The sequence below is a fragment of the Roseibium sp. RKSG952 genome, from assembly GCF_009711355.1.
The window spans coordinates 147,230-167,093 of sequence record NZ_SMMF01000955.1; the positions used below are offsets into that span (position 1 = coordinate 147,230).

Here is a 19,864-nt window from a genome sequence, read left to right on the forward strand (position 1 = left end):
GATAGCCAGATCACATGTTGTCGATATTCGATCATGGCGCACCGCCGCCCTGCCCTGCACCATTCAATCTGGCCGCGCATGTTCTGCGCCATGCAGATGAAACCCCGGATAAAATCTCTTTGTCCGTATTGCGCACAGACGGGGATCAGAACTGGACCTACCGGGCATTGCAACGCGCTGTTCTGGCGACGGGCACCGGCCTGCTTCAGACTGGTTTGAACCCCGGTGACATCGTTCTGATGCGTTTGGGGAATACCGTGGATTTCCCGATCGCCTATCTCGGCGCAATCTCAGTTGGTCTTGTTCCGGTCCCAACCTCATCACAACTGACCGAACCGGAAACAGCAAAGATTATAGAAGAGCTGGCCCCCGATGCCGTTCTACGCGATCCCGGCGTTGCCTGTGCAGTTCATGAACGCGAGATCAGCCTGCAAGAGCTAGTCCAGATGCGCGAGCTGCCTGCTGCTTCTTATCAAATGGGTGATCCTGAAAGGTTAGCTTACGTTGTCTACACCTCTGGAACATCGGGGAAACCGCGTGCCGTAGCCCATGCCCATCGGGCTATCTGGGCGCGACAGATGATGGTGGATGGCTGGTATGGCTTGCGCCCCACCGACCGGCTGTGTCACGCGGGCGCTTTCAATTGGACCTACACGCTCGGTACCGGATTGATGGATCCCTGGACTATCGGAGCGACTGCCCTTATGCCCGAGCCCGGCACCGATACATCAGCACTGCCTGATCTGTTGCGAGAACATAAGGCAACAATCTTTGCCGCCGCACCGGGCGTATTCCGTAAAATACTGCAAAGCCACGAGAAAATGTCTCTACCCATTCTGCGGCATGGTTTATGTGCGGGGGAAAAACTGTCCCGCCATCTACATGAAAAATGGACCCATATCACGGGAACCGAGCTGTACGAGGCATATGGCATGTCCGAATGCTCGACCTTTATTTCCGCCAGCCCGACACATCCCGCCCGGGGTGACAGTCTTGGCCAACCCCAGCCGGGCCGCCGCGTGGCAATCATGGGGCCTGACGGGCCGGTACAGTTGGGTGAGGAAGGGACAATTGCGGTTCACCAATCAGACCCCGGATTGATGCTGACCTATCTCAACGCCCCTGACGAGGCGCGCGCCAGAATGCAGGGCGAGTGGTTCCTGACCGGCGATCAGGGTTCCATGGATGGCGATGGGCAGATCACCTATCTTGGCCGCGACGACGACATGATGAACGCAGGCGGCTATCGCGTTTCCCCGGTTGAGGTCGAAGCGGTACTGTCCAGCTATCCCGGCATATCGCAGGTCGGAGCTGCGGCTGTGGAGGTCAAACGGGACACATTCGTGATAGCAGCCTTCTATACCGGCCCAGAAAAGCTGGACGAGACGGCCTTGCGATCCTATGTCGAGGCAAATCTGGCGCGGTACAAGCAACCCCGTGCTTTTGTATATCTTCCGGCCCTGCCCAGCGGTGGCAACGGTAAACTCCTGCGCCGTGCATTGCCGGCCCATTTCAAGGCGTCTTCCGAATGACCCAGACTGTCAAACTCGACATCCTGTCCGATCCGATCTGCCCGTGGTGCTATATCGGCAAGACGCAACTGGACAAGGCGCTGGCCGAAGTGCCGAACCACCCCTTCGTGATTGAATGGCACCCCTTTCAATTGAACCCCGACATGCCCGACATGGGTATGGATCGCCGCGAATATCTTGAACGCAAGTTCGGTGGCAAGGAAGGTGCGGTTCGCGCTTACGCTCCGGTTGTTGAACACGCGGAAAACGCCGGGCTGAAGATCGATTTTGAGGGTATGCAGCGCACCCCCAATACACTGGATGCCCACCGATTGATCCACTGGGCCGGGATCGAAGGCAAACAGAACGAAATCGTCGACGCCTTGTTCGATGCTTACTTCGTGCAGGCCCGCGACATCGGGGATCACGAAGTTCTGGCCGACATCGCAGACAGTGTCGGGATGGATGCCGCGGTGGTGCTGAAACTGCTGCAATCGGATGCTGATCGCGAGGATATCCGCAAGCGTGACAGCCATTCACGCGAAATGGGTGTCAGTTCGGTCCCGACGTACATCGTCGCCAATCAACACGCCGTTCCGGGTGCGCAACCACCTGAAATGTGGGGAAAAGTGATCGGCGAAATCATGTCTCAAATTGAGGCTTCCTCTGCAGAATAGCACATAGATCTGTGCATTTTCCCACCTAGTCCAACCCGTTCAGCCGTGATAGCGCGAACGGGTAAGGAGTCTTTTATGGCCGACCGCATGTCCAAGGCGGAATTCATTGCGCTTATCGCAATGATGTTCGCCACCATCGCATTTTCGATTGATTCAATGTTGCCCGCCCTTCCCGAGATCGGCGCGCAGCTGAGCCCAGATGACGTCAACCGGGCGCAGTTGATCCTGACCTCTTTCGTGCTGGGAATGGGGATCGGCACATTCTTCACAGGCCCGATTTCGGATGCGGTCGGACGCAAGCCCGTGATCTATGCCGGTGCCGTCCTTTACATTTTCGCGTCCGCCGTAGCCTGGGCCAGTTCGTCGCTGGAAATGGTACTGGCTGCACGTGTGGTTCAGGGATTGGGCGCAGCTGGTCCGCGCGTTGTTGCCATGGCTGTCATCCGCGATCTTTATTCGGGTCGCGAAATGGCGCGGATCATCTCGATCGCGATGATGATCTTTACGTTGATCCCTGCTGCTGCCCCAATGCTGGGGGCTGGAGTCATTGCAATCGCAGGATGGCGCAGCATCTTCGTCTCCTTCATCCTGTTTGCCCTGATCGTCATACTCTGGATGGGCATCCGTCTGCCCGAGTCGTTGGCGCGCGAAAACCGCCGCCCGTTTCGTCTGCCGCTGATGGTATCCGCCGTGAAAGAGATGTTCGCGCATCCCACCGTGCGCCTGTCCATTCTGGTTCAGACCCTGTGTATGGGGGTGCTGTTCACCATGCTGACCATGGTGCAGCCGGTTTATGACATCATCCACGACCGAGCCGATAGCTTTCCGTTCTGGTTCGGCTTTATTGCGCTTGTCTCCGGATCTGCCAGCCTGCTGAACGCTGCATTGGTCGTGCGTGTTGGTATGCGGCGGATGGTGACCTGGGCCTTGGGTGGCCAGATATTGATCACATCGGCCGTCATCTCTGTAAGCATGATGAACCTGACGCCCGAAGCTGATTTTGCCCTGTTTGTCTTCTGGCAGACCACCGTGTTCTTTATGGCCGGTGTGACGATGGGCAACCTTAATGCCATTGCAATGGAACCCATGGGCCATATCGCAGGAATGGCCGCGTCGGTAATAGGATCGATTGCAACGGTTCTGGCGGCAGTCATCGCAGCGCCAGTGGGCCTGTTGTTCGACGGATCGTTGACACCACTGACCACCGGAATTCTGACCATGTGCGTGATCGGCTTTGGCCTGATGGTCCATATGGGCCGGATTGAAAACAGACTGCCCGCCTGATCTGTGCAGCGGCCGTGAATCGCGCTAACCTGCCTGTAATTGGTGGGGAGTTTTCGATGAGCGACTATTACGATCTGGGCATACATACCTGCCCGGTCACGACATCTTCGTCAGAAGCACAAACATGGTTCGATCGCGGTCTGGTCTGGACATACGGGTTTAACCATGACGAAGCGGTTGCCTGCTTTCAACGCGCGTTGGAACATGACCCCGAATGCGCAATGGCCCACTGGGGCATCGCTTACGCGGCTGGTCCCAACTACAATCTGCCTTGGGATCTGCGCGATGAGCGTGGACAGATCAAAGCCCTGAACTGCGCCTATGATGCCACCCAAAAGGCGCTGGCATTGATGGAAGGCTGTACTGCGTCTGAAAAGGCCCTGATCCGCGCCCTGCCCGCGCGATACCCGCAGCGCGACCCGGTCGAAGACATGCACATCTGGGATCACAACTTCGCTGATGCGATGCGGGTGGCCTTTGCCGAACAACCTGAACATCTGGATCTGCGCTCGATCTATGTTGAGGCCCTGATGAACCTGACGCCATGGCAGATGTGGGACCTGAAAACCGGGCAGCCTGCTGAAGGGGCCGCAACACTCGAGGCGCAGGAAGCACTCGAATGGGCGATGGCGAACAATCCCGCTACGATGACCCATCCCGGATTGCTGCACCTCTACGTCCATCTGATGGAAATGTCGCCCACGCCCGAAAAGGCCCTGAAAGCTGGTGATATTCTACGGACTCTCGTGCCCGATGCTGGCCATCTGGTGCATATGCCAACGCATATTGACGTACTTTGCGGACACTACCACAACGTCGTCTATTGGAATGAAAAAGCCTCCGAAGCCGATCTGAAGTATTACGAGCGTGAAGGTGCCTTCAACATCTACACGGGATACCGCCAGCACGATTATCACTTTGCCATCTATGGAGCTTTGTTCCTTGGTCAGATGGAACCCGCTTTGCGCGCCAACAAGGGTTTGTGGGATACAACACCCGAAGAGATGTTGCGCATCGAGAGCCCCCCTATGGCGGACTATTTTGAGAGCTACATGTCCATGGGTCCTCATATCCTGATCCGGTTTGGGCGCTGGGATGAGGCAAAGGCGTTGGAACTGCCTTCTGACCCTGATTTGTATCTTACTCTGACCGCAACAACTCACTATGCCCGTGCAATTGCACATGCGGCGACCAATCAGGTCGCTAAGGCCGAAGCGGAAGAGCAAAAGTTCCTCGCAGCCAAAGATCGCGTTCCGGAAACCCGCTTGATGCACAATAACCGCGTCGTTGATCTGCTTGAAATTGCAAGGGAAATGCTGCGTGGTGAGATTGAATATCGCAAAGGCAATTATGAAGCGGCCTATGCCCATCTGCGTCGCTCGGTCGAGCTGGACGATACCCTGCCATATGACGAACCTTGGGGTTGGATGCAGCCGACCCGACACGCGCTGGGGGCGCTGCTGTTCGAACAAGGGCATGTGGATGAGGCCGAAGCTGTCTATCGCGAAGATCTTGGTCTTGGCGGATCACTCAGCCGTGCGTCTATCCATCCTGACAATGTCTGGAGCCTCAAGGGCCTACATGATTGCCTGAAGGCCCGCGGAGAAACTCTTGAAATCAAACAGATCAGGCAGCGACTGGACCTTGCTCTGGCACGTGCCGACCGAGCAGTTGGCGCCTCCTGTTTCTGTGCACAAGCTGCGATGAAGGCCGCCGAATGAAACTTACACCATTGTTGATCGCCGCTCTGCTTGCAACTCCGGCACTGGCAAACCGACAGACCTTTCCCCCTGTCGACGAGGCTGAGCAAGATCCATCCCTGCAGGCTTTCAGAACCGAGCTGTTGGTCAGTGTCGCGGCCCGGGATATCAACCGTGTCGTCGGGTCTAGCTGCCCAGATATCTACCTCAGTCACGGCGGTTCAGGTGGTCCTGAAGAATTTCAGGCAAACCTGACACTGGATCCTGAAACGCTGGACGAAAGCCTACGTGATCATGCGGATGAAATCCGGGACGCCTATTGGGCCGCCCTCGAAGACACTCTGTCTCAGCCAGGGTATTTTGATGATCAGGGTGAATTCTGGATGCCCTATCAGTGGAAACTGACACTCCCCGCCTCACTCGATCCTTTCGTCGCCTATTACGTCACGGGTGAGAACGTCACATTGCGTCAGGGCCCATCCCGTTCGGACAGCGTGCTTGGCCAGATCAGCCACGAGGTCGTCATCATCTCGGACTATCAGGAGGGCGCGGACTATCAGCTGGTGCGCCTGACAGACGGCACACCCGGCTACATGCACAGCGATTTTCTCTGGTCCATGGTCGGCTACCGAGCCGCATTGGTGAAGGCCGAAAACGGAGACTGGCAGCTTTGCACCTTTGTGACGGGTGACTAGGCGCTGGCCTTCTTCTTTTCGGCCACCACCTTCTCCGCCAGATCACGAGCGATGGCAAAGGCGCCCTTGATCTTGTCGCTGTCCTTTTTCCAGTCACGGCGCACAACGATCTTGTTGTCCTTGACCTTGGCCAAACCGCGCTGGTTCTGGATGAACTCGACCAGCCCCTGAGGCGAGGCAAATTTGTCGTTGTGGAACTGAATTGTCGCGCCCTTCGGCCCACCGTCCAGCTTGGCGATCCCGGCCCGTTTGCACATGGCCTTGATGCGGACGACCAGCATCAGCGTGTTCACCTCTTTCGGCAGTGTACCAAAACGGTCGATCAACTCGGCGGCAAACCCTTCCAGTTCCACCTTGGTCGAAAGCGATGACAGGCGTCGATAGAGGCCCAGACGGACATCCAGATCGGGCACATAATCCTCGGGGATCAGGACAGGCACGCCCAGATTGATCTGCGGGGCCCATTGATCGTCGGCATCCGACAATCCTTCCATCTCACCCGCTTTGATTTTGGCAATCGCCTCTTCCAGCATCGACTGATAAAGTTCATAGCCCACATCGCGCATCTGACCAGACTGCTCCTCGCCCAGTAGGTTGCCAGCGCCGCGAATATCGAGATCCTGCGAGGCCAGCGTGAACCCGGCGCCCAGCGTATCCAATGAGCCCAGAACACGCAGGCGTTTCTCGGCCGTTGCCGTGAGTTTCTGACGCGGCTTAGTGGTCAAATAGGCGTATGCGCGTGTTTTCGAACGCCCTACCCGGCCACGAATTTGATAGAGTTGTGCAAGCCCGAACATATCAGCCCGGTGCACGACCATCGTGTTCGCCGTCGGAATATCCAGTCCGCTTTCCACAATCGTGGTGGCCAGCAGCACATCGTATTTTCCGTCATAGAAGGCGTTCATCCTGTCATCAAGCTCACCCGCAGCCATCTGGCCATGCGCCACGACGTAGGTGAGTTCAGGCAATTGCTCTTTCAGGAATTCTTCGATCTCAGGCAGGTCCGAGATACGCGGCACCACATAGAAACTCTGCCCGCCGCGATAATGTTCGCGTAACAGTGCCTCGCGGATCGTGACCGCGTCGAATTCACTGACATAGGTGCGGATCGCCAGCCGATCGATGGGTGGGGTTCCAATGATCGACAGATCACGCACTCCGGTCAGACTGAGTTGCAGGGTGCGCGGAATGGGTGTCGCTGTCAGCGTCAGCACGTGAATATCGGAACGCAGTTGTTTCAGGCGCTCCTTATGCGCCACGCCAAAATGCTGTTCTTCGTCAATGATCAGCAGACCGAGGTTGTTGAAGCGTATCCCCTTCGCCAGCAAAGCGTGCGTACCAACAACAATATCAACAGTTCCACGCGCGAGCCCATCGCGCGTTTGCTGCGCTTCTTTTCCAGATACAAAGCGGGAAAGCTGCCGAACCTCCAGCGGGAAACCCCGGAAGCGTTCCTTGAAACTGGCTGCATGTTGTCGGGCCAGCAGTGTTGTCGGTGCGACGACCGCCACCTGGACACCAGACATCGCCGCTACAAAGGCTGCCCGCATTGCAACCTCGGTTTTGCCAAAGCCTACGTCACCGCAGATCAGGCGATCCATCGGCGCGCCTGAATGCATGTCCTCCATCACCTCGGCGATCGCACGCAGCTGATCGTCGGTCTCCTGATACGGGAACCGGGCGCTGAACTCCTCCCAGGCATGCGGCGGCGGATCCATCACGGGGGCCTTGCGCAATGCACGTTCGGCAGCGATGCGGATCAACTTGTCCGCCATCTCACGAATGCGCTCTTTCAGCTTGGCTTTCTTGGCCTGCCACGCACCGCCGCCAAGTCTGTCCAACAAGCCTTCTTCGTGACCGTATTTGGACAGCAGCTCGATGTTCTCGACCGGCAGGTACAGTTTGGACTGCTCGGCATATTCCAGCAGCAGGCATTCATGTGCCGCGCCCGCTGCAGTCACGACCTCCATACCCATGTAACGACCAATACCGTGATCGACATGAACCACCAGATCACCGGGACTGAGCGATTGGGTTTCAGTCAGGAAATTTTCGGCCTTGCGGCGCTTCTTGGGCTGTCGGATCAGGCGATCGCCCAGAACATCCTGCTCGGCGATGACCGTAAGATCAGGCGTCTCAAACCCATGTTCCAGTGCCCAGACTGCCAGATGCAATCCGCGCTTGCCAATCCGCTCGCCGCCTGTGACCGGGATCGCTTCGGCCAGCCCCTCATCCTCGATCAGACCGGTTAAACGCTCGCGTGCACCTTCGGAGTAGGAAGCGATCAGAACCGGCCCTTTGTCGAGCTTGTCTTTAATGTGTCCGGCCAGCGCACCAAACAGGCTGATGCTCTCTTGCTGACGTTCGGGGGCAAAATTGCGCCCAATCCGCCCGCCTGCATCGATCACACCGGGACCGCTGGCTTGGGGCAGCGGGCTGAACTGCATGACACGACGCTCTCCGACTGCTGTCTCCCATGCGGCGTCATCTAGATACAGCAAACCCGGAGGGGTTGGTTTGTAAACCGTATCCATCCGCGACCGGCTATCGAGCGCAAGACGCCGCGTTTGGTATTGGTCCTCAATGCTCTCCCAACGTGCCAGCCGCGCTGGGGTGACCTGATCATCCAGAGAAATCGTGGCACCGGGCAGATAGTCGAACAGTGTCTCGAGCTTTTGGTGAAAGAAGGGCAGCCAGTGTTCCATGCCTTGATGCTTGCGACCGGCACTTACCGCCTCGTACAGCGGGTCATCTGTCCCCGCTGCACCGAACTCAATCCGATAGTTCTGACGGAACCTTGTAGTCGCAGCATCGTCCAGAATGACCTCGGATACCGGGGCAAGCTCTACGATCTCCAATTTTTCGGTCGTGCGCTGAGACACCGGATCAAATCGGCGGGCCCCATCCAGAACGTCGCCAAACAGATCCAACCGGACCGGACCGGTTTCGCCGGGCGGGAATATGTCGATGATCCCACCCCGAACGGCATAATCGCCGGGCTCCATCACCGTCGGGCTTTGTGTGAAACCCATCCGTACCAGGAACTTCCGCAGCGCATCTTCATCTACACGTTGATTTACGCGCGCGGTAAATGCCGCCTCGCGCAGAACATCGCGTGCCGGGATTCGCTGGGTTGCAGCGTTGAGCGTTGTTAGAAGAACGAACTGCTGGGGCATCTGGTGCACCAGCGCGGCCAGAGTTGCCACACGCGCCGCCGCAATATCCGGATTCGGAGAGACCCGGTCATACGGCAGGCAATCCCACCCCGGGAACACGAACACTGGCATATCCGGCGCAAAAAAGGTCAACGCAGCCCGCATTGCCTCCATCCGCTTGTCATCGCGCGCGACATGACAGACCGGGCTACCGGAACGAGAGACCTCGTTCAGGACAAGCTGTGCGTCATACCCTTCAGGGGCGCCGCCAACTGTTACGTGGTTCGGAGCCTTCATCGCCTCGCCTTTCCGGTTTTACCAACCCAGAACACCTATGGAAAAGTTCTGATACATGCCCCAGAGCGAAGTGACCAGTATGGCAAACATGCCAATGATCTGTGTGTACAGTCTGCTGCGCGTCAGCGCCTTGGAAACGATCTCCAGCGTCATCTCTTGTTGCTGCAGGCGACGCGCCATGGAAACGTTGATCAATGCCACGATCGTCATCGGAAACAGCAACAGAAAAACGGCCTGTGCAAACTCCACGTGATAGTAAAACCCCATCACGGCAAGGCCTGAGAAAACAAAACTGGTCAAAGCGAAGATAACCGCGCCCGAGATATCCACGATATAGATTATCCGATTGGCGTTGATCCGAACGATGTCCAATAGGTCGATTTCGGCTTGCCCGCCGATCCGGCGCGCGCGCACAAGCAGATCATAAGGCACCCCCATAACCCAGTGGCTGGCCGAAGACCAAACGACAGCAAGTACAATCCAGAACCACAGATTCGAGAAACTGCGCATGTCGATGATCTCGAAAATCGTAGCGTACCAGTCCAAACCCAGTCCTTTATTCAAAATCCTCAGTGGGTTCTATCGGACTGGCGCGTCCATTGGTACCCTTGAGACCACGGCAAATTCATGCCACCCAATGCGCGATTGTTCAAGGAGAACGCGCCATGAAACCGACCAACGCCCCCTATCCTCTTGCCCGTTTTCGTCGCGCACGTCAGTCCGAGGCGATCCGGGGCCTGGTTCGTGAAAACACGCTGACAGTGGATGATCTGATCTGGCCGGTGTTTGTGCGTGATGGCGAGGGTGTGGAAGAGCCCGTACCATCAATGCCCGGAGTGATGCGCCGTTCGGTTGACCTGATCGCAAAGGCCGCTTTCGAGGCTCAGGCGCTGGGCATTCCCGCAATCTGCATTTTTCCTTACACCGACGCGTCGCTGAAAACCGAAGATTGCGCCGAGGCATGGAACCCCGAAAACCTGTCGAACCGCGCCATCCGCGCCATCAAAGAAGCGGCCCCCGACATCGCTGTTATGACAGATGTTGCGCTCGATCCGTACAACATCAACGGTCATGATGGTTATGTTGTTGATGGAAAGATCGTTAACGATCAGACGGTCGAAGCGCTGGTGAAGATGACACTGGCGCAGGCCGAAGCCGGAGCCGATATTATTGGCCCTTCGGACATGATGGATGGCCGTATCGGCGAAATGCGCCGGGCGCTTGAGAGTGCAGGCCACCAGAATGTGATGATCCTCAGCTATGCAGCCAAATATGCCAGCGCCTTTTATGGACCTTTCCGTGATGCTGTGGGGGCTTCGGGCGCGCTGACCGGCGATAAGAAGACCTACCAGATGGACCCGGCCAACTCGAACGAAGCACTCCGTCTGATCGAACGCGATCTCACCGAGGGTGCCGATATGGTCATGATTAAACCCGGCATGCCGTATCTGGACATCTGCCGGAGGGTCAAAGACACGTTCGGTGCCCCTACATATGCCTATCAGGTTTCCGGTGAATTCGCGATGATCCGGGCTGCAGCACAGAACGGCTGGATCGACGGAGAAAAGGTCATGTTGGAAAGCCTGCTTGCATTCAAACGCGCTGGCTGTGACGGCATCCTAACCTATTTCGCCCTGGACGTCGCCAAGATCCTTCAGAGGTAAAACCCCAATCTATCGCAATTTTTCGCCGATTGCCCCAACTTGCCGGGCAGCTTTCCCGTGACATGGAAAGGCAATCGGCGTATTCTTGCACACAAGATCGGGATCACCCGACAAATCAGGCACTCTACAGAGACAGGAAACATGAGCAGTTCCCAATCCCCACGACTGAGCCGTCGCGGCTTCGCCTTTGGCATGGCCGGGCTAACCGTAACCGCAGCTTGCGGAAATGGCGTCGGAAACTCGAACGCAGCCACGATTGACGCTCGCGTCGATGCCACGCTGAATGAAATGTACAGCAAGTACCCCAACACGGTCGAAATCGCTAACAAGGCGAACGGCATGCTGGTCATGCCTCTGATCACCGAGGCTGGTTTCATCTTTGGTGGTGGTTTCGGCCAGGGCGCACTGCGTATTCAGGGCGCAACGGTCGATTATTATTCGGCGGTGAAAGGCACAGCCGGCCTGCAGATTGGCGCGCAGCAATACGCGCATGTTCTGTTCTTCATGACCGAAGATGCGCTTAACGAATTCCGCCGCTCCAGTGGTTGGACCGCGGGCGCTGATATTGGTTATGTCGTTGATGCGACAGGCAGCACACTCTCGACCACCACCACTACGCTGCGTACGCCGGTTGTGGCGGCCATATTTGGTCAGGCCGGATTGCTGTTCGGCGCCACCGTCGAAGGCACCAAATACACACGCATCATCCCCTAAACACGAAACGAGCACCCCCGTGCAGACCTCGTCACACGCAGTTCGGCAGTGGCGAGGTCTTTTTGTTTTCTACCAAGATTCTCGGGCTGTTCCTCTTTCGGTCATGCGCGCCATGATTTAACCTCAGCGCAATCTGAAATGAACGATTTGGTAAGGTGCCGATGGGTCTTGTCTTTCGCTGGCTGATGCGTATTGCCTCGGGTCTTATCCTGTTGTCTCTGGCCGCTATCGGGCTGGCCTATTTTTTGGCCAATCAATCCCTGCCGGATTACAATCAAACTCTTGAGGTTAAAGGGCTTAACGCACCGATTGAAATCGTGCGCGACACCGCCAACGTCCCACATATCCTGGGTGAGAATGACCCCGATGTGTTCTTTGGCCTCGGCTATGCCCATGCGCAAGATCGCCTTTGGCAAATGACAGTTTTGCGCCGCACGGTGCAGGGCCGCCTGTCAGAGGTTTTTGGTCAGCGAACAGTCCACGTCGACAAGCTGTTGCGACGTCTGGACTTGTATGGCCTGGCCCACAGATCAGTCGAGGTTCAGGACGACTACACCAAAGCCGCGCTTCGGGCTTATTCGGCAGGGGTCAACGCACGTCTTGACGAAATAAACGAGATGGCGCTGGGCCGAGGCGCGCCCGAGATGTTCCTTTTCAACGCTCCGGTTTCACCCTGGCAGCCCGGTGACAGTATTGCCGTAATCAAGTTGATGGGGCTGCAATTATCGGGCCATCTTGAGGACGAAGTGCTGCGTGCCAGAACTTCGTTGATGCTGAATGATCCGGCTCGACTGGCGGATATCCTTCCAAATGTACCCGGCCCCGGAATCGCAGCGCTGCCCGAATATGCTTCGTTGTTTCCGGGCTTGCCGCAATATGCGGCCGGAACCCCAATGCCCGACACGCCGCTGTCGCCATTTCCCAAACGCGGTTTGGCTGGCGCTTCCAACGCGTGGACGGCGGCACCCTCCAGATCGGCCAGCGGTGGAACACTTTTGGCCAACGACCCGCATCTGGGCTTTACGGCACCCGGCGTGTGGTATCTTGCACGGCTCGAGCTGTCCAAGGGCGGTGTAATCGGTGCGACGATCCCCGGCATACCCGCCGTTATGACTGGTCGCAGCGACCGTCTGGGATGGGGGCTGACATCGTCCTATCTGGATGACCAGGACGTTCACATCGAAAAGCTGAACCCTGAGAATCCGGAAGAATACCTCACACCGGAAGGGTTCAAGAAATTCAGAACACGCCCTTCGATCATCGATATCAAAGGTACCGCCCCGATCACGTTGACCTTGCGGTGGACCGAGAACGGCCCAGTTCTGCCCGGCAGCCACTATAGCCTTGAAACGATTACACCTCCGGGGCATGTGGCCTCTTTGTCCTGGACTGCACTCAGCCCGCGCGACACATCGATGACCGCATCCATGGCTTTGATGAATGCCGATAATGTCCGTCAGGCAATCTCTGTGGCTGAGGATTTCATCGCACCTTCGCAGAACCTGTCTCTGGTCGATACGGACACCATTGCGATGAAACTGATCGGCGCGATGCCCAAGCGCGATCTCAACAATCAAAGTCGCGGCCGCATTCCAACACCCGGTTGGCTGGCCGAGAATCGTTGGCAGGGCCGCCTGCCCTATGCAGACAACCCGGAATTTGTCGCACCGGCTGGTGGTGTTCTGGGCAACACCAATAACAAGATCATCGACCGCCCCTTCCCTGATCATGTGTCCTATGAATGGGGCGATACGCAACGTGTGCATCGTTGGGAGCGTCTGATGCAATCCCGCGAAGTTCACACGCGCGACAGCTTTATCGAAGCGCAGCTTGATACTGTCAGCTTCACTGCTCGCTCTTTGCTACCGCTCATCGGCGCAGACCTTTGGTTCACCGGTGCTTCCGCGCCCGAAGGCACGATCGAACGGCAACGTCAGGTCGCGTTGGGGCTTCTGGCGGAATGGAACGGCGAGATGAATGAACATCTGCCGGAACCACTGATCTATGCTGCGTGGTTGCGAGCCCTGCAAATACGGTTGATCTCGGACGAACTCGGTCCGCTGGCCAGCGAATACAAACATGTTGAACCTTTGTTCATCGAGCGTGTTTATCGGGATATCGATGGGGCCTCGGTCTGGTGTGACGTTCGACAAAGCGCGCCAGTGGAAACCTGCACCGATATGGCGCGGCTGGCGCTGGACGATGCGCTGATCTGGATTTCCGAACGCTACGGTGGTTCGCTTGAATCTCTGCGCTGGGGCGATGCTCATCAGGCGACGCATGATCATCCTGTGCTGGGTTCTGTTCCAGTCCTTCGGTACTTCGTGAACATCCGCCAATCGACCAGTGGAGGTGACAACACCCTGTTGCGCGGACGGACATCCGGCACCGGACCGGACCCGTTCCAGAACGTACACGGCGCTGGATATCGCGGCGTTTACGATTTTGCAGACCCAGACAGCTCGGTATTCATTACGGCAACCGGGCAATCCGGCCACTTCCTTTCCCGTTATTACGACGATCAGGCTCAGCTTTGGCGACGTGGTGAGTATATTCCGATGTCGCTCGATCTTGATCTTGCGCGCGCTGCCGCAGTGGGTGTCACCGTCCTCAATCCGCGATAATCCGCGACATGTCGGCAATTCCCCGCCCCCAATCCGGGGCGGCGTGGACGAATGCCCGCGTTTTCGAATAGCATCGACAGCGCTGACGCACCGACATCAAGGGGGAAATTCGTGGGCAGCGTTCGTGATACCCTGAACAATCTGGCACGTGACTATGCTATTGCATGGAGTTCCGGCGACCCTGACGCCGTAGCCGCGTTCTTTGCGCCCGATGGCGAGATCACCATCAACCGGGGTGAACCGCTGCAGGGACGCGCAGCAATTGCCGAGATGGCGCGAGGCTTTTACTCAGATTTCCCCGATCTTGAAGTGCGGTGTGACATGCTGCGTTGGGCTGGCAGCCATGCCATCTTTGTCTGGACCCTTGAAGGGCACCATGCCGAAACCGGAAATCGCGTTGTGACACGCGGCTGGGAGGAATGGGAACTTGGTCCGGACCACAAAATCCTGTCATCGCTGGGATGGTTCGATGCCGAGGATTATCAACGCCAGATCGATGGACAGTGACTAACTTAAAAGCCTTAGTCAGCTATCAGTATCCCCGGTCGTGATCGAGTATTCCCGAGGGATACCTTCTGTTATCCTAAACCAATCAGACGCTTTGGTGCGGTTCTGATGTTCCTCGAAAGCCTTCTGGCTTTCAAAGATTTCTGACACATTGAAGCGACCAGTGTGTGCCGCATCCTCGACAACCTCAAATGAGATGCAGCCCCTCTCAGCACGGGTTAAAGAGACATGCTCCGGCAGCGCAGCCCGCACCTGCTCCAACCTGTCGCGCGGCACATCCAGAAACCCGGTCAGAAATACCTTGGCAGTTTCATCACCCGTCACCGTTCATACCTCCACGCGTCGTCGCAGTCGTTGTTCCGTTACAAACCGGTCAAAGCCCGCGGAACTGAGCCGCCTGTTTGTCGGTCCATAAAACGGTGATCTCGAATCCGTTTTCCGTTTGCTCTTCCGACCGCACAACATCCTGACGGAACAGCCAGGCACGTTTGTCGCCCTGAGAGAAGTCCAGTGTCAGCTTCTCTTCATGCCGCACGCCCTGCAGCTTGGTCGCAATCTCTGCCAGTAAAGGCTCGACACCTTCGCCGGTCACGGCGGATATCGAGAAAATTTCCGGATCACGGTCAGAACGGGCCAGCGCACCGGCGCGATCCTCATCCGACAGCAAATCGATCTTGTTCCAGACTTCCAACCGCGCACGCGTGTCATCCACGCCGAGAGAGGTCAGGATGGTTTCAACATCCCTCGCCTGCTCTTCGGTTTCCTCATGACTGATATCACGAACGTGTATGATCAGGTCAGCACCAAGCACCTCTTCCAAGGTAGCCCGGAAAGCCGCCACCAGCTCGGTCGGCAAGTTGGAAATGAAACCCACCGTATCGGACAGGATAACCTCGGGACCATCGGGCAGTTCAATCCTGCGCATGGTCGGATCGAGCGTGGCAAACAACATGTCCTTGGCCATGACTTCGGCACCGGTCAGGCGGTTGAACAAGGTGGATTTTCCTGCGTTGGTGTATCCGACAAGCGCCACGATTGGATAAGGTACCTTTGCCCGCGCAGCGCGATGCAACGTCCGCGTCTTGACCACCTTCTGCAGCTGGCGTCGAAGGCGGACGAGTTGTTCATCAATTGCGCGGCGGTCGGCTTCGATCTGCGTTTCACCCGGACCACCCACAAATCCTAGTCCACCCCGCTGTCTTTCCAGGTGGGTCCAGGCGCGCACCAGTCGCGTCCTCTGGTAGCTCAGGGCTGCCATCTCGACCTGCAGCACACCTTCACGGGTACGCGCACGATCCGAGAAAATCTCCAGGATCAATCCAGTCCGGTCCAGAATCTTGACCTTCCAGGCTTTTTCCAGATTGCGCTGCTGAACTGGTGTTACGGGGCCATCAATCAGAACCAGTTCAATCTCATTCTCATGAAACCGTTCACCCAGTTCCTGGATCTTGCCGCTGCCGAACAATAGACCCGGCTGCGCGCGTTGCAGGCGCACAATCTCGGACCCGATCACATCCAGATCGGGCAACGCGGCTGCCAGTGCCACCGCTTCTTCCAGCGCCGGTTCAGGGACACGGCGCTGTTCATCTGATTTGATTTCGGGATGCAGCACCCAAGCCCGGGTGCGCGCCCTATCGTGTTCCATCAAGAGGCGTCTTCGCCCTCATACAGGCTGATCGGCTGCGATGGCATGATTGTCGAAATCGCGTGCTTGTAGACCAACTGCGACTGTCCGTCGCGGCGCAACAATACGCAGAAATTGTCGAACCAGGTGATCACACCCTGCAATTTGACGCCATTGATCAGGAAAATGGTGACCGGGACCTTTGCTTTCCGTACATTATTCAGGAACGCATCCTGAAGATTCTGTCTGTCCGAAGCCATATTTTATTATCTCGCCGTTGTTCTTGCTACGCGCTGCGGACCAACGCGCTCCCTCTGCGTGAGTATGGAGTGGTGCGCAAAGATATTCCAGATGAAAAATCAGGCACTAGGATAAGCCGGTGCAAGCAGATCACCCTCGCCAAAGTGCCGGTGTGATCAACGCGATGATCGCCAGTGTTTCCAAACGCCCAATAACCATCGCCGCACACAGCGTGAGTTTGGCACCCGCAGACAGATCGATCAGTCGGATCGGTACATCAGTCGCCAACTCGATCAGGGGTCCGGTTGTACTGAGTGCTGCCACGCTCAGGACCATCGCCTGTTCGAATCCCACGCCCATTGCAGCCAGCAGAACATCAAACAGACCCAGCGTGATCGCGAACATCATCAGGAAGATCCATGCGATGAAGGCACCATCGCTCTGAATCCGGCGATTACCACCCCCTGCACCGCTAACGGATGAGGGATAGATCAGACGGTCAATCTCACGCGCGCCATTCAGATACAACGCATAGACACGCAACAACTTGACCCCGCCAGCAGTAGTCGCCACTCCGCCACCGATCAGCGCAAGGCCCATCAGCACCAGGCCGGGGGTTCCCAGTCCCGAAAGTTGCTGGGCATCATTCCAGTTTGCACTTTCAAAACCAGCGGTGGTCAGGAACGACATGACGGTAAACACCATACCCCAGATCACAAACAGGGCCTGCCCGGCATCCATCTGACCACCAATCTCACTCACCCCGGCCAGAACCCGGAAAAACAAAAGCAGCGCGACAGCGATAACAATCATCAGACCAATTCGAAACTCGGGGTCTTTATCAAGTCTTGAATAGCCCGATGCAGCGGTGTCGGTGGAAAACGTCAGGCGCGACAATGCGAAGAACAGGAACAGAAACAGAATTGCCTCACCAGTGAACCCGGCAGTCGATCCCTCCAGCCCGCCGACCGGAGAAATTCCCGATGTCGCCATCACCGACATCGCATGACAAATTGCTGTAAGCCCCTGCTCTCCTGCGACCAGCAGCAGGATCCAGATCACCGACGTCAGGCCTGCGTAGACAGGTGTTAATGTGCGGGTCACACGGATCAGGCGACCGCGCGGATCTACTTTCTCGCTCTGAGCCACGCCCGAGACCGGTCGCCCCGGCTGACCCCGCGCGGTAATCTCGAATCCACCCAATGACAGCGGCGCAAGTATGGCTGCAGCAGATATCCACATCAGCAATCCGCCCAGCCAACCAACCAGTGCTCGCCATAAATGCAGGGGCGCAGTTAATCGCGCCGGATCAGGGAACATGTCGGCGCCAGTAGTGGTCAGCGCACTGACCATGTCAAAGTAGGCATTCAGATATTTCGTGTTGCCCAATGCATCATGCAGCGGCACTGCCAAAAACAGAGGCAGAACCGTAAATGATGCAAACAGCACGGCCAATTGTCCCAACGTACCGCGCCTTGGTTCTCGGTTTGACATCGCCAATCCGATGACCGTGACAAAGAACAGTCCGACAATCCCGGAATAGAAGAACGAGCGTGAGGTGGGATGATCATCCAGGGCCAGCGCATAGATCGCAGGAATCCACATCGCCAGAGACGCAAATCCCCAGATCAGCAGAAACAACGGCAATCGCCGCATCAATCCGAGCTGCTGTTTGCGCGCGGTCACCATCAGAAGAAATCAATCGAAACCTGCATAAGCCGCTCGACCTCAGGCACGTCCTTGGCCATGGCAAAGATTGCGACGACATCCTTTTCATCAATGCGCAAACTGCCTGTCGGCCTCAGAACTTCGTCGCCTTTACGCACAGCTCCCACCAGAACACCTTCGGGGAAGTCAATATCGCGTAGTTTCTGCCCAGCCATAGGTGATGTAGAAAGTACTTCTGCCTCGATCACTTCGGCTTCGGCATCCCCGATGGAATAGACCTGACGCACGCGTCCATGACGGATGTGACGCAAAATCGAGCTGACGGTGGTAGCACGTGGATTGATATAAGCATCGATTCCAAGCGGTCCCATCAACGCCACCATGCTGGGATCATTGATCAGCGCAATCGCCAGAGCGCATCCTTCCGCCTTGGCGCGAACAGCCGCCAGCATATTGGTCCTGTCGTCATCCGTGACCGCCAACATCGCGTCGGCCCGCTCGATACCCGCCTCGCTCAGCAGCGCAGCGTCCAGCCCGTCGCCATTCAGGACAATCGTTCGTTCCAACGCCTCAGCAGCCACTTCAGCACATTTACGGTCGCGTTCGACCACTTTGGCCCGGACCCGACTTTCGCGTTCCTCCAAAGTGCGGGCAACCTCGAGCCCCACATTACCGCCGCCGACGATTACGACGCGGTCCTGTTTCTTTTGCGCCTTACCAAAGACCTCCATCGTTCGGTCGACATCTTTGACGTTGGTGAAGACATAACATTCATCGCCAACGAACAGCTGATCTTCGGATTCAGGGGCAAACAATGACCCTTCACGACGCACACCCACCACAATCGAACTGAGTGTCGAGAACAGATCTGTCAGCTGCCTCAGCGGTGTATTCACAATCGGGCAGTCTTCGTCCACGCGAATGCCTAGTAACTGCGCTTTGCCGTCCATGAAAATTTCGGTATCGAACGCTGATGGCGCCGACAGGCGACGCATCGCGGCAGCCGCAACCTCGCGCTCAGGGCTGATCACCACATCAATCGGCAGGTGATCCCGGCGATAGAGATCCGAGTGAATCGCTTCGAGGTAAGATTTGGACCGCAAGCGCGCAATCTTACGCTGGATAGAAAATACAGAATGCGCCATCTGGCAGGTGACCATATTCACCTCGTCCGAATGGGTTGCGGCGATGATCATGTCCGCATCGCGCGCACCTGCCTTGTCCAGCACGTCCGGATAGCTGGCGAAGCCTGCGATTCCCTGCACATCCAGCGTTTCCGTCGCGCGACGCACCAGATCGGGATTGTTGTCCACAACCGTTACGTCATTCAACTCGCCCGAAAGGTGCCGTGCAATCTGCCAGCCAACCTGACCAGCACCGCAAATGATGACCTTCATGTTTTTGGCCCTTCTGCCTGAATTCTTTGAATGACAGATGCCCCCAAAACGGTCAATTGAATTGTCATGGACAGACAGGTGAGGCAAGATAAGCATATGAAAACAGT

General features: G+C 56.9%; 16 protein-coding genes. 9 read left to right on the forward strand and 7 right to left on the reverse strand.

From position 1 onward, the window contains the following. The first annotated feature begins 14 nt into the window (after positions 1 to 14). The 5 genes from E1297_RS37310 to E1297_RS37330 all read left to right on the forward strand — a co-directional run bounded on the left by E1297_RS37310 (position 15) and on the right by E1297_RS37330 (position 5,867). Positions 15 to 1,532: a class I adenylate-forming enzyme family protein gene (locus E1297_RS37310; RefSeq protein WP_155147178.1), complete on the forward strand. Its 1,518-nt coding sequence runs from the start codon at positions 15 to 17 to the stop codon at positions 1,530 to 1,532. Continuing rightward, a complete protein-coding gene (locus tag E1297_RS37315) occupies positions 1,529 to 2,188 on the forward strand; it encodes a DsbA family oxidoreductase (RefSeq protein WP_155147179.1) in 660 nt (219 codons plus the stop codon). The genes E1297_RS37310 and E1297_RS37315 overlap by 4 nt, the downstream gene beginning before the upstream one ends. Positions 2,189 to 2,263: 75 nt before the next feature. Then, positions 2,264 to 3,472 (forward strand): multidrug effflux MFS transporter, encoded by a 1,209-nt coding sequence (locus tag E1297_RS37320; RefSeq protein WP_155147181.1) that lies wholly within the window; start codon positions 2,264 to 2,266, stop codon positions 3,470 to 3,472. 56 nt (positions 3,473 to 3,528) lie between these two features. Further along, positions 3,529 to 5,193, forward strand: coding sequence for a tetratricopeptide repeat protein (locus tag E1297_RS37325; protein ID WP_155147183.1), 1,665 nt, complete (start codon positions 3,529 to 3,531; stop codon positions 5,191 to 5,193). Next, a complete protein-coding gene (locus E1297_RS37330; RefSeq protein WP_155147185.1) occupies positions 5,190 to 5,867 on the forward strand; it encodes an SH3 domain-containing protein in 678 nt (225 codons plus the stop codon). The genes E1297_RS37325 and E1297_RS37330 overlap by 4 nt, the downstream gene beginning before the upstream one ends. Here E1297_RS37330 and mfd read toward each other — a convergent pair. Both mfd and E1297_RS37340 read right to left on the reverse strand, forming a co-directional pair. Continuing rightward, positions 5,864 to 9,319 (reverse strand): transcription-repair coupling factor, encoded by a 3,456-nt coding sequence (gene mfd / locus E1297_RS37335; RefSeq protein ID WP_155147187.1) that lies wholly within the window; start codon positions 9,317 to 9,319, stop codon positions 5,864 to 5,866. The genes E1297_RS37330 and mfd overlap by 4 nt on opposite strands. Positions 9,320 to 9,337: 18 nt before the next feature. Then, positions 9,338 to 9,865 carry a component of SufBCD complex gene (locus tag E1297_RS37340; protein WP_155147189.1) on the reverse strand — a complete coding sequence of 176 codons (528 nt, stop codon included), beginning with the start codon at positions 9,863 to 9,865 and terminating at the stop codon, positions 9,338 to 9,340. Between the two features lie 119 nt (positions 9,866 to 9,984). Between E1297_RS37340 and hemB the strand changes: the two genes are divergently transcribed. The 4 genes from hemB (at position 9,985) to E1297_RS37360 (ending at position 14,828) form a co-directional block, all read left to right on the forward strand. Beyond that, positions 9,985 to 10,983 carry a porphobilinogen synthase gene (hemB, locus tag E1297_RS37345; RefSeq protein WP_155147191.1) on the forward strand — a complete coding sequence of 333 codons (999 nt, stop codon included), beginning with the start codon at positions 9,985 to 9,987 and terminating at the stop codon, positions 10,981 to 10,983. A 141-nt stretch (positions 10,984 to 11,124) separates the two neighbouring features. Then, complete coding sequence (locus E1297_RS37350) at positions 11,125 to 11,697, forward strand: YSC84-related protein (protein ID WP_155147193.1); 573 nt, start codon at positions 11,125 to 11,127, stop codon at positions 11,695 to 11,697. A 161-nt stretch (positions 11,698 to 11,858) separates the two neighbouring features. Next, positions 11,859 to 14,321, forward strand: a complete 2,463-nt coding sequence (locus E1297_RS37355; protein ID WP_155147195.1) for a penicillin acylase family protein — start codon at positions 11,859 to 11,861, stop codon at positions 14,319 to 14,321. A gap of 111 nt (positions 14,322 to 14,432) precedes the next feature. After that, on the forward strand, positions 14,433 to 14,828 hold the full coding sequence (locus E1297_RS37360) for a nuclear transport factor 2 family protein (RefSeq protein ID WP_209016231.1): 396 nt from the start codon (positions 14,433 to 14,435) through the stop codon (positions 14,826 to 14,828). A gap of 18 nt (positions 14,829 to 14,846) precedes the next feature. Here the strand turns inward: E1297_RS37360 and E1297_RS37365 are convergent, their stop codons facing one another. From E1297_RS37365 to trkA, 5 genes are all read right to left on the reverse strand, one after another. Next, entirely contained in the window at positions 14,847 to 15,152 is a 306-nt protein-coding gene (locus E1297_RS37365; protein ID WP_368669805.1) for a putative quinol monooxygenase, read from the reverse strand. Between the two features lie 49 nt (positions 15,153 to 15,201). After that, complete coding sequence (hflX, locus tag E1297_RS37370) at positions 15,202 to 16,473, reverse strand: GTPase HflX (protein WP_155147199.1); 1,272 nt, start codon at positions 16,471 to 16,473, stop codon at positions 15,202 to 15,204. Continuing rightward, complete coding sequence (hfq, locus tag E1297_RS37375) at positions 16,473 to 16,712, reverse strand: RNA chaperone Hfq (RefSeq protein WP_010440340.1); 240 nt, start codon at positions 16,710 to 16,712, stop codon at positions 16,473 to 16,475. Before hfq ends, hflX begins: the two co-directional genes overlap by 1 nt. 130 nt (positions 16,713 to 16,842) lie before the next feature. Then, positions 16,843 to 18,381, reverse strand: a complete 1,539-nt coding sequence (locus E1297_RS37380; RefSeq protein WP_155147201.1) for a TrkH family potassium uptake protein — start codon at positions 18,379 to 18,381, stop codon at positions 16,843 to 16,845. Then, the gene (trkA, locus tag E1297_RS37385; protein WP_155147203.1) at positions 18,381 to 19,757 is read right to left on the reverse strand and encodes a Trk system potassium transporter TrkA; all 1,377 of its coding nucleotides are present in this window, start codon (positions 19,755 to 19,757) and stop codon (positions 18,381 to 18,383) included. Before trkA ends, E1297_RS37380 begins: the two co-directional genes overlap by 1 nt. Positions 19,758 to 19,864 lie beyond the last annotated feature (107 nt).

Excerpts from the sequence above, each read along its gene's own strand:
- E1297_RS37355 (WP_155147195.1), top strand. The coding sequence starts at position 11,859 with ATGGGTCTTGTCTTTCGCTGGCTGATGCGTATTGCCTCGGGTCTTATC.
- hemB (WP_155147191.1), top strand. The coding sequence starts at position 9,985 with ATGAAACCGACCAACGCCCCCTATCCTCTTGCCCGTTTTCGTCGCGCA.
- E1297_RS37315 (WP_155147179.1), top strand. The coding sequence starts at position 1,529 with ATGACCCAGACTGTCAAACTCGACATCCTGTCCGATCCGATCTGCCCG.
- E1297_RS37325 (WP_155147183.1), top strand. The coding sequence starts at position 3,529 with ATGAGCGACTATTACGATCTGGGCATACATACCTGCCCGGTCACGACA.
- E1297_RS37330 (WP_155147185.1), top strand. The coding sequence starts at position 5,190 with ATGAAACTTACACCATTGTTGATCGCCGCTCTGCTTGCAACTCCGGCA.
- trkA (WP_155147203.1), bottom strand. The coding sequence starts at position 19,757 with ATGAAGGTCATCATTTGCGGTGCTGGTCAGGTTGGCTGGCAGATTGCA.
- mfd (WP_155147187.1), bottom strand. The coding sequence starts at position 9,319 with ATGAAGGCTCCGAACCACGTAACAGTTGGCGGCGCCCCTGAAGGGTAT.
- E1297_RS37320 (WP_155147181.1), top strand. The coding sequence starts at position 2,264 with ATGGCCGACCGCATGTCCAAGGCGGAATTCATTGCGCTTATCGCAATG.
- E1297_RS37350 (WP_155147193.1), top strand. The coding sequence starts at position 11,125 with ATGAGCAGTTCCCAATCCCCACGACTGAGCCGTCGCGGCTTCGCCTTT.
- E1297_RS37310 (WP_155147178.1), top strand. The coding sequence starts at position 15 with ATGTTGTCGATATTCGATCATGGCGCACCGCCGCCCTGCCCTGCACCA.
- hflX (WP_155147199.1), bottom strand. The coding sequence starts at position 16,473 with ATGGAACACGATAGGGCGCGCACCCGGGCTTGGGTGCTGCATCCCGAA.
- E1297_RS37380 (WP_155147201.1), bottom strand. The coding sequence starts at position 18,381 with ATGGTGACCGCGCGCAAACAGCAGCTCGGATTGATGCGGCGATTGCCG.
- hfq (WP_010440340.1), bottom strand. The coding sequence starts at position 16,712 with ATGGCTTCGGACAGACAGAATCTTCAGGATGCGTTCCTGAATAATGTA.